Source organism: Pseudoroseomonas cervicalis (genome assembly GCF_030818485.1).
GTDB lineage: Bacteria > Pseudomonadota > Alphaproteobacteria > Acetobacterales > Acetobacteraceae > Pseudoroseomonas > Pseudoroseomonas cervicalis_A.
In genome coordinates this window covers 3,742,753-3,756,617 of the sequence record NZ_JAUTAJ010000004.1, presented here as the reverse complement: position 1 = coordinate 3,756,617, position 13,865 = coordinate 3,742,753, and the positions used below count along the sequence as shown (strand labels likewise).

At 71.6% G+C, this 13,865-nt stretch carries 11 protein-coding genes and 1 pseudogene; 6 read left to right on the top strand and 6 right to left on the bottom strand.

Going from position 1 to position 13,865, the window contains the following annotated elements:
• Positions 1-639, bottom strand: a complete 639-nt coding sequence (locus QE401_RS21625) for a GOLPH3/VPS74 family protein (RefSeq protein ID WP_307140157.1) — start codon at positions 637-639, stop codon at positions 1-3.
• Between the two features lie 10 nt (positions 640-649).
• Positions 650-2,248, bottom strand: a complete 1,599-nt coding sequence (locus tag QE401_RS21620) for a gamma-glutamyltransferase (protein WP_307140156.1) — start codon at positions 2,246-2,248, stop codon at positions 650-652.
• A gap of 101 nt (positions 2,249-2,349) precedes the next feature.
• On the opposite strand from QE401_RS21620, the pseudogene QE401_RS23120 reads away from it, so the two are divergent.
• Together QE401_RS23120 and QE401_RS21615 are read left to right on the top strand one after the other, a co-directional pair.
• Positions 2,350-3,021: pseudogene (locus tag QE401_RS23120) on the top strand (malate synthase G); the annotation flags it as partial.
• A 34-nt stretch (positions 3,022-3,055) separates the two neighbouring features.
• Positions 3,056-4,552, top strand: a complete 1,497-nt coding sequence (locus tag QE401_RS21615; protein ID WP_475638096.1) for a malate synthase G — start codon at positions 3,056-3,058, stop codon at positions 4,550-4,552.
• Positions 4,553-4,675: 123 nt separating this feature from the next.
• On the opposite strand, the gene QE401_RS21610 is transcribed toward QE401_RS21615, so the two are convergent.
• Positions 4,676-5,239, bottom strand: a complete 564-nt coding sequence (locus QE401_RS21610; protein WP_307140155.1) for a GNAT family N-acetyltransferase — start codon at positions 5,237-5,239, stop codon at positions 4,676-4,678.
• Between the two features lie 238 nt (positions 5,240-5,477).
• On the opposite strand from QE401_RS21610, the gene QE401_RS21605 reads away from it, so the two are divergent.
• Both QE401_RS21605 and QE401_RS21600 read left to right on the top strand, forming a co-directional pair.
• Entirely contained in the window at positions 5,478-6,185 is a 708-nt protein-coding gene (locus QE401_RS21605) for an ATP12 family chaperone protein (RefSeq protein WP_307140154.1), read from the top strand.
• A 17-nt stretch (positions 6,186-6,202) separates the two neighbouring features.
• The gene (locus QE401_RS21600; RefSeq protein WP_307140153.1) at positions 6,203-6,478 is read left to right on the top strand and encodes an acylphosphatase; all 276 of its coding nucleotides are present in this window, start codon (positions 6,203-6,205) and stop codon (positions 6,476-6,478) included.
• Between the two features lie 681 nt (positions 6,479-7,159).
• Here QE401_RS21600 and QE401_RS21595 read toward each other — a convergent pair.
• Entirely contained in the window at positions 7,160-8,542 is a 1,383-nt protein-coding gene (locus tag QE401_RS21595; RefSeq protein WP_307140152.1) for an amino acid ABC transporter substrate-binding protein, read from the bottom strand.
• Between the two features lie 198 nt (positions 8,543-8,740).
• The gene (locus QE401_RS21590; RefSeq protein WP_307140151.1) at positions 8,741-9,775 is read right to left on the bottom strand and encodes an amino acid ABC transporter substrate-binding protein; all 1,035 of its coding nucleotides are present in this window, start codon (positions 9,773-9,775) and stop codon (positions 8,741-8,743) included.
• Positions 9,776-10,143: 368 nt separating this feature from the next.
• Between QE401_RS21590 and QE401_RS21585 the strand changes: the two genes are divergently transcribed.
• Entirely contained in the window at positions 10,144-11,310 is a 1,167-nt protein-coding gene (locus tag QE401_RS21585) for a multidrug effflux MFS transporter (protein WP_307140150.1), read from the top strand.
• Positions 11,311-11,441: 131 nt separating this feature from the next.
• On the top strand, positions 11,442-12,680 hold the full coding sequence (locus QE401_RS21580; protein WP_307140149.1) for an MFS transporter: 1,239 nt from the start codon (positions 11,442-11,444) through the stop codon (positions 12,678-12,680).
• A gap of 68 nt (positions 12,681-12,748) precedes the next feature.
• Here the strand turns inward: QE401_RS21580 and QE401_RS21575 are convergent, their stop codons facing one another.
• Entirely contained in the window at positions 12,749-13,783 is a 1,035-nt protein-coding gene (locus QE401_RS21575; protein ID WP_307140287.1) for a site-specific DNA-methyltransferase, read from the bottom strand.
• Between the last annotated feature and the right edge of the window lie 82 nt (positions 13,784-13,865).

Sequence of the window (13,865 nt, the reverse complement as noted above, 5' to 3'; positions counted from 1 at the left end):
TCAATGCAGGCCGCGCGCGGCGTAGAGATCGCGCGTGGCGGCCGACAGCGCCCGCGCCATCTCCTCCAGCGCGGCGATCTGCTCGACGCGGCCGGCGGCGCGCGCCGCCTCCGCCTCCGACAGCAGCAGCGGCACCAGGCCGGCGATGCGGCACAGCCCGACCAGCATGGCATCCCGCGCATCGGGGATGACATCCTGCAGCAGCACATGGCGCAGCCGCTCGCGCACCGCCTCGGTGGTGCCGCCATCCTCCTTGGGATAGCGGTGGTCGGGCAGCACCCAGAGCACCCGGCCCTTCTCCCGCCGCAGCACGCCGCGCTGCACCAGCCGCTCCAGCCAGGCGGGGCGCAGCTTCGGCGCCTCGCGCATCAGCTGCTCGATCCACCAGCGGCTGGGGCGCTCGGGGGTGGTGGCGCCGATGCGCGCCAGCAGCGCATCCAGCACCGCATCGCCCAGCGGCGCCGCCGCCACGCGGTAGAGCCGGTCCGGATCGGTGTCGATGCGCCCGGCCAGCGACAGCTCCATCAGCATGGCGCCGGCGAGCGCCAGCTCCGCCGCCGGGCCGGGCAGGCCGATCGGCCGCCCCGTCGCATCGTCCAGGGTGAGGAGCAGGATCTCCTCCGGCATGGTCAGGGGCATCGGCAGGACCTCAATGCGCGGCGAGCGCCGCGGACCAGGGGCTCATCACGTCGCTGATGCCGGCGAAGCCCTCCGCCTCGCGCCGCACCAGGTTGGGGCAGGCGAAATTCACCGGCAGCACCGAATGCTCGACCACGGAGAGCCCGCCCTGCGCGTCCAGCGCCGCCAGCACATCGGGCGGCAGGCGCCGGTCGGCGCTGGCGCCATCGGGGCCGGAGACGTCGATGCGCGGGTGATGCGCCGCCGCCTCCGGCGACAGGCCGAAATCCAGGGCGAAGGCCAGCATCTGGTAGACCGAGGCCAGGATGCGCCGCCCGCCCGAGGCGCCCAGCGCCATCACCGGCCCCGCCCCGTCCGAGACGGTGACGGGGCACATGTTGCAGAGCGGCCGCGCCCCGGGGCGGATGGCATTGGCGCTGCCCGGGCGCGGGTCGAACCACATCATGCCGTTGTTCATCAGCACGCCGCTGCCCGGCAGCACCACCCGGCTGCCCATGGAGGAAAGCAGCGTCGTGGTCATCGCCACCATCATGCCGTCGCCATCCACCACGGTCAGATGCGTGGTGCAGGTCTCCGACGGCTCGGGCGGGGTGGCTTCGGCGGCAGCGGCGCCGAGGCCCTCCAGCCGCTCCGCATAGGCCTGGCGCATGGCGCGGGCCAGCGCGCCGAACCACACCGCATCCGGCGCCTCGCCCGGCTCCAGCGGCGCCATTGCCTCGACCAGCCGGGCCAGCGTCGGCGCCGCGGTCAGCCCGCCGGCGCCCTGCAGCGTGTAGCGGCCGCGCCAGGGGATGGCGAGCGCCGGCCGCACCTCCGGCCGCACGCCGGCCAGATCGGCCGCCGAGAGCCGCCCGCCCATCGCCGCCACATCGCCGGCGATCGAGGCGGCCAGCTCCCCCTCATAGAAGTCGCGCCAGCCCGCGTCGCGCAGCCGCTCCAGCGTGTCGGCCAGCCGCCCCAGCGGGAAGAAGCCGGGCTTGCCCTGGTAGGGGGCCACCGGCGGCAGCCCATCCGGCAGATAGATGCGCGCGCTTTCCGGGTAGAGCCGCAGCACCTTGGCCGAGTTGGCGATCTTCAGCGTGGTGTACCAATCCTGCGGCAGGCCGCGCCGGGCCAGCGCGATGGCCGGGTCGAGCAGCGCCGAGAGCGGCAGGCCGCGCCCGAAACGCTCCGCCAGCGTGCCATAGCCCGCCACCGAGGAGGGGATGGCGAAGGAGAGCGGCCCATGGATGTTGCGGTCCCCCTCCACCTCCGGCCAGGCGAAGAGGTCGAGCTTCATCCGCCCCGTCAGCGGATAATCCGCCGGGTCGCTGGCGGCCGGGGCCACGGGGCCGAAATCCAGGATCTCGGCGCTGGCCTGGCCGGGGCGGTGGATCACCGCGAAGCCGATGCCGCCCAGGCCCGAATTCCACGGCTCCATGGCGGCCAGCGCAAAGGCGGTGGCGGCGGCGGCATCCGCCGCATTGCCGCCGGCCTCCAGCACGGCGATGCCGGCCTCGGCCGCGGCGCGGCTCTGGCTGACCACGATGCCGCGCTGCCCGCGTGCCGCCGGCTTGGTCACCTGCCAGTGCTGGGTGGCGAAATCGGGCGGCAGGAAGGGCAGCGTCATGGCGCGGAAATCCTGGTCTGTCGGGATGCGGGCCCGAAGCCTCCACCTCTTCCGCCCGCGCCGCAATCCCCTCCGGCGGGGCGGTTTGCGGGGCGCCGGAAATGCAGGTTAACTGCCGGACAGCGTTCAAGCGGGAGGGAGATTTCATGGCCGGCATGGTGCGGATCGGGGCGCTGGAAGTGGCGCCGGTGCTGCGGGACTTCATCGAAAGCGAGGCGCTGCCCGGCACCGGCCTGGCGCCGGAGGCCTTCTGGGGCGCCATGGCCGACATCCTGGCCGAGCTCGCCCCGCGCAATGCCGCGCTGCTGGCCGAGCGCGACGCGCTGCAGGCGAAGATCGATGCCTGGCACCGCGCGCACCCGGCCCGCCCGGTGGATGCCGCCGCCTACCGCGCCTTCCTGCAGGAGATCGGCTATCTGCTGCCCGATCCCGGCCCGGTCGCCGTCACCACGGCGAATGTGGACCCGGAGATCGCCAGCATCGCCGGGCCGCAGCTGGTGGTGCCGGTGAACAACCCGCGCTACGCGCTGAATGCCGGCAATGCGCGCTGGGGCAGCCTGTATGACGCGCTCTACGGCACCGACGCCATCCCGCAGGAGGGCGAGCTGGCCGCCGGACGCGGCTTCAACCGCGCCCGCGGCGAGAAGGTGATCGCCCGCGCCCGCGCCCTCCTCGACCAGGCGGCGCCGCTCTCCGGCGGCTCCTGGGCGGATGTGGCCGGGCTCGCCGTGATCGGCGGCGTGCTGAAGGTCGACCTGGTGCAGGGCGGCGCCACCACGCTGCAGGATTCCGCCAAGTTCGCCGGCTATGCGGGCGAGGCCACGGCGCCCACCCGCCATCCTGCTGCGCAACAATGGGCTGCATCTGGAGCTGCGCCTCGACAAGGCGCATCCGATCGGCAAGGACGACCCGGCCGGCATCGCCGATGTCATCGCCGAATCCGCCATCTCCACCATCATGGATTGCGAGGATTCGGTGGCCGCCGTCGATGCGGCGGACAAGGTGGAGGTCTATCGCGCCTGGCTCGGCCTGATGAAGGGCGACCTCGAGGCGAAGTTCGAGAAGGATGGCCGCACGCTGACGCGCCGGCTGAACCCGGACCGCATCTACACCGCGCCGGACGGCTCGACGCTGACGCTGCATGGCCGCAGCCTGATGCTGGTGCGCAATGTCGGCCACCACATGATGACGGACGCGGTGACGCTGGATGGCAAGGAGGTGCCGGAGACCATCCTCGACGCGCTGGCCACCGTCGCCATCGCGCTGCACGATCTGCGGGGCGCGCGGCGCAACAGCCGCGCCGGCTCGGTCTACATCGTCAAGCCGAAGATGCATGGGCCGAAGGAAGTGGCCTGGGCGAACGAATTGTTCAGCCGCGTCGAGCAGGCCTTCGGCCTGCCGGCCAACACGCTGAAGATGGGCATCATGGATGAGGAGCGGCGCACCACCGTCAATCTCCGCGCCTGCATCGCCGCGGCGAAGGAGCGGGTCGCCTTCATCAACACCGGCTTCCTCGACCGCACCGGCGACGAGATCCACACCGCGATGGAAGCCGGCCCGGTGCTGCGCAAGAACGACATGAAGGGCGCGGCCTGGATCAAGGCCTATGAGGACTGGAACGTCGACACGGGCCTCTCCTGCGGCCTGCGCGGCAAGTCGCAGATCGGCAAGGGCATGTGGGCCATGCCGGACCGGATGGCCGACATGCTGGTGCAGAAGATCGGCCACCCCAGGGCCGGCGCCAACACCGCCTGGGTGCCCTCCCCCACCGCCGCCACGCTGCATGCGATGCACTACCACGAGGTCAGCGTCGCCCGGCGGCAGGAGGAGCTGCTCTCCGGCGGCCCGCGCGCCAAGCTGGACGACATCCTGACCATCCCGCTCTCCGACAGCAACTGGGCGCCGGCCGATGTGCAGGCGGAGCTGGACAACAACGCGCAAGGCATCCTGGGCTATGTGGTGCGCTGGGTGGACCAGGGGGTCGGCTGCTCCAAGGTGCCGGACATCAACAATGTCGGGCTGATGGAGGACCGCGCAACGCTGCGCATCTCCGCCCAGCACATCGCCAACTGGCTGCGCCATGGCGTGGTCAGCCGCGCCCAGGTGGAGGACACGCTGAAGCGCATGGCCGCCGTGGTGGACCAGCAGAATGCCGGCGACGCGGCCTATGTGCCGATGGCGCCGGGCTTCGACGGGCCGGCCTTCCAGGCGGCGTGTGATCTGGTGTTCGAGGGCGCGGCGCAGCCGAACGGGTATACCGAGTTCGTGCTGCATCGGCGGCGCCGGGAAGCAAAGGCAGCCTAAGATCTTCTTTTTCTGAAGAAAAAGAAGCAAAAAGACTTTCTCAGTTCGGCGTCCCGCCTCAGGCCATAGGCGGGACGCCAACTGAGAAAAGTTTTTTGGTTCTTTTTTCCAAAAAAAGAACCCTCAGCTTTCTGGCTGTCGCTCGCTGAGCTGCTTCTGCATCAGCACCAGATCCAGCCAGCGCCCGAACTTGCAGCCGACCTGCGGCATGTAGGCCACCTGCCGGAAGCCCAGCCGCTCATGCATGCGGATCGAGGGTGCGTTCTCGGCGTCGATGGACGCCACCATGACATGCTTGCCGAGCAGCACCGCCTGCTCGATCAGCGCGGCGACGAGGCGGGTGCCCAGGCCCCGGCCGCGGCAATCGGCGCGGATATGCACGGAATGCTCGACCGTGTGGCGGAAGCCGGGCCAGCAGCCGCGGAACTCGGTGAAGCTGGCGAAGCCCAGCACGTCACCCTCCTCCGCCCCCAGCGCCACCAGCACCGGAAAGCCCTGCGCCTGGCGCTGCGCGCACCAGGCGGCGCGCTGCTCCAGCGTCTGCGGCACATCGGTGTAGACGGCGGTGCTGTGCGCCACGACCTGGTTGAAGATGGCCAGCATGCCGGGCTGGTGCAGCGGTCCGGCCGGCAGCACCAGCACCGGCTCGGCCATCGCCGCCTGGGGTATCGCCGTCAGGACCGTCATGGCGCCTTATCCTTCCGGCCAGGGCGCATGACGGGGGGATGCCGCCGGCAGCGCCCGGCGATCCCACCACGCCGGGCCGCCCGGGCCGGGGCTGGTTCTGTTGAGACGGGCCAGTGTGGCACCGCGCGCTTCGTTGCGGAAGTGTACAGCAGCGATGGTGGGCTTCACCCTCTCTCAACTTTGTGTGGTGGCGGGCGGGGCCTCCACGCCCGGGCGGTTTTGCTCTAATCCGCCCGGCATGAAGCGTTTCTGGGATCGGGCCGAGGCCCTGACATCGGCCGAGGGCTTTGCCGTGCAGCTGGATGGGCGGCCGCTGCGCCTGCCGGGCAGCGGCCCGCTGCTGCTGCCCAGCCTGGCCCTGGCCGAGGCGGTGGCCGAGGAATGGCAGCAGGCCGGCGGCGCCAAGGGCGGCGAGATGTCGATGGAGCAGGTGCCGCTGACCCGGGTGGTGGCGACCGCGCTGGAGCGCATCGCCGCCGACCCGGAGGCCAGCGTCGCCGCGCTGGCCGAATATGGCGGCACCGACCTGCTCTGCTACCACGCCGCCGGCGAGCCGCGCCTGGCGGAGCGGCAGGCGCGCGAATGGCAGCCGCTGCTGGACTGGGCGGCGCTGGCGCTGGACGCCCCGCTGAAGGTCACCAGCGGCATCATGCCGGTGGCGCAGCCGCCCGAGTCGCTGGCCGCGCTGCGCCGCGCGCTCGCCACCCGCAACGCGCTGGAGCTGGCGGCGCTCGGCGTGGCCATCCCGGCGCTGGGCAGCCTGGTGCTGGGCCTGGCCCTGGCCGAGGGGCGGCTGGACGCGGCCGAGGCCTGCCGCCTGGCCTTCCTGGATGAGAGCTTCCAGCAGGAGCTGTGGGGCGAGGATGCCGAGGCGCTGGCGCGCCAGGACGGGGTGGTGAAGGATGTCGCCCTGGCCGCGCGCCTGCTGGCGCTGGCGCGTGGCTGACGCCTGAGGAGGGCGCGATGGACGCGAAGCGGGTGCGCATCCGGGGCCGGGTGCATGGCGTGGGCTACCGCGACTGGATGGTGGCGGAGGCGACGAAGCTCGGCGTGCAGGGCTGGGTGCGCAACCGCGCCGATGGCAGTGTCGAGGCGCTGGTGGCGGGCGATGCCGCCGCGGTGGCCGCGCTGCTGACCGCCTGCCGCGCCGGCCCGCGCCTGGCCCGTGTCGAGCAGATCGACGAGGAATTCGCCGAGCCGCCCACCACCCCCGGCTTCCGGCGCGAGGCCACCGAATGATCCCGCGCATCGAGACCCCGATCATCCTCTTCGCCTTCGACCGGCCGGACTATCTGGACCGGGTCTGCCGCAGCCTGACGATGCAGCGCGGCGTGGTGCTGGACCCCGCGAGGATCTGGCTGCTGCAGGATGGCGCCGTCTCGCCGCGCACGGGGAAGCGCTATGCCAGCGACGACGCCATCACCGCCTCCACCGCCGCCTTCCGCCGGCATTTCCCGCGCGGCCAGGTGCTGGCCAGCCCGCACAATCTGGGGGTCGCCCGCAACATCCTGCGCGGCGAGCGGCTGGTCTTCGACGAGCTGAATGCCGAGCTGGGCTATTTCCTCGAGGACGATCTGGAGCTCGGCCCCTGGTATATCTGGGCGCTGGAGCAGCTGCGCCAGGTCACCGAGCCCTTCCCGCGCATCGCCTATTTCGGCGCCTATGGCGACCACCGGCGCGACTATCCGGGGCCGGAGGTGAAGTACATCCCGCTCGAGCACCATTGGGGATTCGGGCTGCGGCGCGAGGGCTGGCGGCAGATGATGCGCTGGCTGGAGCCCTTCTACGCCCTGCTCGAGGGGCGCGACTACAATGAACGCCCGCACCGGCAGATCTACGAGCTGTTCCGCCCGCTCTCCATCGCCTCCGAGGCGTCCTCGCAGGATGCGGCGAAAAGCCTGGCCTGCCTGGAGCTCGGCCTCAGCCGGGTGCTGACCACGGTGAGCTTCGGCCGCTATATCGGCGAGCGCGGCAATTCCTTCTCGCCCGCGCATTTCCGCAGCATGGGCTTCGACCGCATGCGCATCGCCGAAAGTGAGCGCTACGATTTCCCGAAGATGACCGAGGAGACGCTGCAGCGCATCGACGGCCATCACCGCCGGCATTACGAGCGCCTGCGCCGCGAGCGCTACGACGCCATCCTCGCCTCCCATTCTTCTGTCGGGCTGCCGCAGGCGAGTTGAGACGCGGGACGCGAGGCTGGGCCGGAGTATCCCCGGCCCAGTGCAGCACCCGCCGTCGCGGCCCTGACCGGCAGCCGAAAGAAATCAACGCATGGGCGGGGCGTATTGCAGGCCGCCCTGGTTCCATTGGGCGTTGATGCCGCGCTGGATGCCCATGGGGGGTGATGCTGCGCTCCCACATCTCGCCGAAATTGCCGAGCTGGCGGATGATCTGCGCCGCCCAGTCCGGCTGCAGGCCGAGCATCCTGCCGAGATCGCCGCTGCGGCCCAGGAAGCGCTGCACATCGGGGCTGGTGCTGTCGGCGAAGCGGGCGATGTTGGCCTGGGTGATGCCCAGCTCCTCGGCGGTCAGCAGGGCGAAATGCGTCCAGCGGACGATGTCGAACCAGCGGGCATCGCCCTTGCGCACGGCCGGGCCCAGCGGCTCCTTCGAGATGATCTCGGGCAGCAGCACATACTGGTCGGCGGCCGGGCCCTGGCCGATGCGGAAGGCGGCGAGCGTCGAGGTGTCGGAGGAATAGACGTCGCAGCGGCCGGCGGCGAAGGCGGTGCGGATCTCCTCGACATTCTCGAAGGTCACCGGGTTCATCCGCATGTTGTGGGTGCGGAAATAGTCGGTGACGTTCAGCTCGGTGGTGGAGCCCTGCTGCAGGCAGACGCTGGCGCCGTCCAGCTGCCGCGCCGATTGCACGCCCAGCGCGCGGCGCACCATGAAGCCGTTGCCGTCGTAGAAATTGACGCCGGCGAAGACGAAGCCCAGCGCTGCCTCCCGCGACAGGGTCCAGGTGGTGGTGCGGATCAGCACATCCACCTCGCCCGATTGCAGGGCGGGGAAGCGCTGCGGCGCGGTGGTGGGCACGAAGCGCGTCTTCTCCGGATCGCCGAAGACGGCGACGGCCAGGGCGCGGCAGTAATCGGCGTCCAGGCCGCGGAACACGCCCTGGCTGTCCGGCGCGGCGAAGCCGATGGTGTTGGGCGTCACGCCGCACAGGATGTGGCCGCGGGCGCGGATGGCGGCCATGGTGTCGGCGGCGGGCTGCGCCGAGGCGGGGCGGGCGGTGGGCAGGGCGCCGGCCAGCAGCGCGGCAAGGCCCAGCAGGGCCGCGGAAAGGCGTCGCATCGTTCCTCCGTGCATGTCAGGCGGTCGCCGCTTCGTGGGATGGGGCGGCGTGCCGGACATCATGCCGCGAGCCCGCGGCGAAAGGGCAGTGCCGAAGCGGCCGGCAGGCCGGACAGGCGCTGGCACCATCCTGGGCCGGAGCATATCCGGCCCAGTGCAGCACCCCCCGTCCCGGCCCTGACCGGAAGCCGAAAAAAATTAACGCATGGGGGGGGCGTATTGCAGGCCGCCCTGGGTCCAGAGGCGGTTGATGCCGCGCTGCACGCCGAGCGGGGTGATGTTGCGCTCCCAGACCTCGCTGAAATTGCCGACCTGGCGGATGATCTGCACCGCCCAGTCCGGCTGCAGGCCGAGCATCTTGCCCAGGTCGCCGCTGCGACCCATGAAGCGCTGCACATCCGGGTTCGGGCTGTCGGCGAAGCTCGCCAGGTTCTGGCTGGTGATGCCCAGCTCCTCGGCGGTCAGCTGCGCGAAATGCGCCCAGCGGACGATGTCGAAGAACTTCCAGTCGCCCTTGCGCACCACGGCGCCGAGCGGCTCCTTCGAGATGATCTCGGGCAGCAGCACATATTCGGCCGGGTTGGCCTGGGTGGCGCGGAAGGCGGCCAGCGAGGAGGCGTCGTTGGTGTAGGCGTCGCAGCGGCCGGAGTTGAAGGCGGTGCGGATCTCCTCGACGCTCTCGATCACCACCGGGGTGAAGCGCATGTTGTTGCTGCGGAAATAGTCGGCGAGGTTCAGCTCGGTGGTGGTGCCGGGCTGGACGCAGACGGTGGCGCCGTCCAGCGCGCGGGCCGAGGTGACGTTGAGCGAGGTCTTCACCATGAAGCCCTGGCCGTCATAGAAATTGATGCTGGCGAATTCGAAGCCCAGCGAGGCCTCGCGCGACAGCGTCCAGGTGGTGTTGCGCACCAGCAGGTCCACCTCGCCCGATTGCAGCGCGGTGAAGCGGTTCTGCGAGGTGGTGTTGACGAAGCGCACCTTGCTGGCGTCGCCGAAGATGGCGGCGGCGACGGCGCGGCAGCTATCGGCGTCGATGCCGCGCATGACGCCCTGGCTGTCGGGCAGGCTGAAGCCGGCGGTGGTGCCGGTGACACCGCAGATCAGGGCGCCGCGGGCGCGGATGGCGCCCACCGTGTCGGCCGAGGCCTGCGCAGCGGCGGGGGACGCAAGACCCAGCGCGGTGGCGGCCGCGACGGCCAGGCCGCCGGCGGCCGCAAGGGCGGTACGGAACATGTTGCTCTCCCTGTTTTTTCCCGCAGGCGCGCGGCGCCGGCGACCTGGGCAGTTTCGGAAACGGTCCGGTGCCGCGCAAGCGCAGAGCGATGACAGAAAAGGCACAGCAAGCCGCGCCAGCCCAGGAAGCAGGCAAACGCGCCGGATTTCTGCCTCTTGTTTGGCATCCGGTATAACGCGACCGTGCGCGCCCCTGGCACGGAAACGTGAAACGGCGAAAAGCCGGGGCGCGGCCCCGCTGTCACACGGCCCCGCTTGCGGCGGCGCGGCAACGGGCGCATTGCCCAGCCTCCCTGCCCCCCGCGCCGGCCCGGCCGCGTGCGGCCCTGCCCCTCCGCGCGCCCCTCCGCCCCTGGAACACGCTGCCCATGCCCGCCTGGCTTCCCCTGCTGCTCGGCTTCCTCACCGCCATCGGGCCGCTCTCCACCGACATGTACCTGCCGGCCTTCCCCTCCATCGAGGCGGATTTCGGCGCCCCGCATGGCTCGGCGGAGCTGACGCTGGCGGCCTGGTTCCTCGGCCTGGCGGTGGGGCAGCTGGTGCAGGGAACGCTGGGCGACCGGCTGGGCCGGCGGCGGCCGCTGATCGCCGGGCTGCTGGTCTATCTGGCGGGCTCGATCGGCTGCGCGCTGGCCACCGACATCCAGAGCCTGGCGCTGTTCCGCTGCATCGCCGCCTTCGGCGGCTCGGCCAGCATGGTGCTGCCGCGCGCCATCGTGCGCGACCTGGCGGATGGCCATGCCGCGGCGCGGCTGATGTCGCGGCTGATGCTGGTGATGGGCGCGGCGCCGATCCTGGCGCCGGGCCTGGGCGGGCTGATGATCGGGCTCGGCGGCTGGCGGCCGATCTTCTGGTTCTCCTCCGCCTATGCGGTGCTCTCCGCCCTGCTGGTCTGGCGCCTGCTGCCGGAGACGCTGGCGCCGGAGCGGCGGCTGCGCCTCGGCCTCGGCGCGCAGCTGCTGCGCTACCTCCAGATCCTGCGCGAGCCGAACTTCCTGGCGCATGTCGCCATGGGCTGCGCCGGCATGTTCCTGATGTTCACCTATGTCGGCGGCTCGGCCGCCGTCTTCGTCGGCATGTTCAGGCTGGACCCGACCCGCTTCGGGCTGATCTTCGGGCTGAACGCGGCGGGCTTCATCATCGCCTCGCAGTTCAACCCGATGCTGCTGCTGCGGCTCGGGGCGCAGCGGCTGGTGCGGCTGGCGGGGCTGCTGATCCTGCTGGCGGCCGGGGTGCTGGCGCTGCTCGCCTTCGCATCGCCCGCGCATTGGGCGGTGCTGATGGCGCCGATCTTCGTCGCCGTCTCGGCCAGCGCCTTCGTGCTGCCCAATGCGGCGGTGGGCGCGCTGTCGCGCCATGCCAGCCAGGCCGGCTCGGCCTCGGCGCTGATGGGCACGCTGCAATTCACCATCGCCGGCAGCAGCGGCCTGCTGCTCAGCTATTTCGCCGATGGCACGGCGCGGCCGATGGCGCTGCTGATGCTGGCGGGCGCCCTCGGCGTGGTGGTGGCGGAGCGGCTGCGCCCGCGCCGCTGAGGCGGCGCTTTTCCTCCCGGCGCCAAGCTGCCATGCGGGCGGAGGGGGCAGGCAGGCGGCGCGGCCTCTGCTAGGCCTGCGCTGTGGCCTGCCCTGCCGGGGCGGCCGCCAAGAGGAACCGAGGAAATGCCATGACCCCCCCGCGCGAGGGCTCGGCCGCCTTCATGGCGCCGCTGCTGGTGCTGGCCTGCGGCCATATGCTGTCCAACCTGGTGCGCACCCTGCCGGCCATCGCGGCCGATGTGCTCTCGGCCGATCTCGGCGTCTCGGCCGAGGGGCTGGCCAGCCTGACCGGCGCCTATCACTTCGCCTTCGCCGCCGGGCAGATCCCGCTCGGCGTGGCGCTGGACCGCTACGGGGTGCGGCCGGTGGCGCTGGTGCTGCTGGCCACCATCACCCTCGGCGCGGTGCTGGCGGCGCTGGTCGGCGGCGCGCCGGGTTTCCTGCTGGCGCAGATCGTGCTCGGCCTCGGCTGCTGCGGCATGCTGCTCTGCCCGATGACGCTCGCCGCCAAGCTGCTGACGCCGGCGAAATTCGGCCTGTGGTCCGGGCTGATCCAGGGGGTGGGCAATGTCGGCATGCTGCTCTCCGCCTCGCCGCTGGCCTGGCTGGTGGAGCGGCAGGGCTGGCGCGCCGGCTTCTGGGCGGCGGCGGCGCTCGGCCTGGTGGTGGCGCTGCTGGTGGCGCGGCTGGTGCCCGCCCCCGCCCCCAATCCCGGCCCGCACCCGACGCTCGTGCAGGATGCGCGGCTGGTGCTGCGCATGGGGCTCGGGCGGCGGCTGCGCGGCATGGTGCTGCTGGCCTTCGCCTCCTTCGCCGTGGTGATCGGGGTGCGCGGGCTGTGGGGCGGGCCCTGGCTGATGGAGGTGAAGGGCCTGCCGCGCATCGAGGCCGGCAATGTGCTGCTGGTCTGCACCCTGGCGCTGATCGCCGGGCCGGCGCTGGCCGGGGTGCTGGACCGCCGGCTCGGCCAGCGGCGCGCCCTGCTGGCGCTGGGCCATGCGCTGGCCGGTCTGCTGCTGCTGCTGCTGGCCGCCGGCGGCCCGGGCGGCTGGCTGGCCGGCCTGCTGGGCTTCGCCATGCTGCCGCCCTCGGGCGATGCGCTGCTGCTGTTCGGCTTCGGCCTCAGCATCTCGATCCAGCCGCTGATCTTCGCCATGACGCGGGCCGCCGTGCCGCCGGACGAGGCCGGCAAGGCGCTTTCCGCCGTCAACCTGTCCTTCTTCCTGGGCGCGGCGGTGCTGCAGGCGGCGTCAGGCCCGGTGGGTGCCAGCCACGGGCCGGGCGCGGCGATCGCTTTTCTCGGCGTCTGCGTGCTGGCCTGCACGGTGCTGTTCCTGGCCACCACACGCCGGGCCGAGGCGCACTGACGGGTTTCCAAAGGCCTCAGGCCTTTGGTGGGGAGTGAGAGGGGCAAGGCCCCTCTCAGGGGCGGCGTTCAGCCGCCCTGGCTGGCGACCAGTTCGGCGCGCAGCTCGTCCAGCAGGCGCAGCGTGCCGTCGCGCCGCTCGACATGCCAGAACAGCCAGCCATTGCAGGAGGGCGCCTCCTGCACCGCCGCGCCCACCTGGTGGATCGAGCCCTGCGCCTTGCCGCAGCGGAGAGACCCATCGGCCCCCACCTCGGCCACGAAGCGGCGGTGCCGGTCCACCAGCCGCGCACCCGGCGGCACCAGCCCGCGCTCGACCAGCGCGCCGAAGGGAATACGCGGCTGCTCGCGCTTGGTCGGCGTCACCAGCATGGCGCTTTCCGACAGCGGCTCCACCGCCTGGATGCGGGCGCGGGCGGCGGCGGCGTAGGTCGGGTCGCGCTCGATGCCGATATAGCGGCGGCCGAGGCGGCGGGCGACGGCGGCGGTGGTGCCGCTGCCCAGGAAGGGGTCCAGCACCACATCGCCGGGCGAGGTGCAGGAGAGGATCACCCGGTGCAGCAGCGCCTCGGGCTTCTGCGTGGGATGGACCTTCTGGCCCTTCTCGTCGCGCAGCCGCTCGCCCCCGGTGCAGAGCGGGATGAACCAGTCGCTGCGCATCTGCACATCGTCGTTCAGCGACTTCATGGCGGTGTAGTTGAACTTGTAGCGGCTCTCCTGCCCGCGCGAGGCCCAGATCAGCGTCTCATGCGCGTTGGTGAAGCGGCGGCCGCGGAAATTCGGCATCGGGTTGGCCTTGCGCCAGATGACGTCGTTCAGGATCCAGAAGTCGAGATCCTGCAGCGCGACGCCCAGGCGGAAGACATTGTGGTAGCTGCCGATGACCCAGATGGTGCCATCCTTGCGCAGCACGCGCCGCGCCTCGGTCAGCCAGGCGCGGGTGAAGGAATCATAGGCCGCGAGGTCCGAGAACCGGTCCCAGGCATCGTCCACGCCATCGACCACGCTCTCATCCGGCCGGCGCAGCTCGCCCTTCAGCTGCAGATTGTAGGGCGGATCCGCGAAGATGGCGTGCACCGAGGCCGGCGGCAGCGCCCGCAGCATCTCGATGCAATCCCCCTCCAGGATGCAGTCCAACGGCAGATCCAGCCCCGTCCCCACGCCCGCGAAACCCCCAGCGACTCGA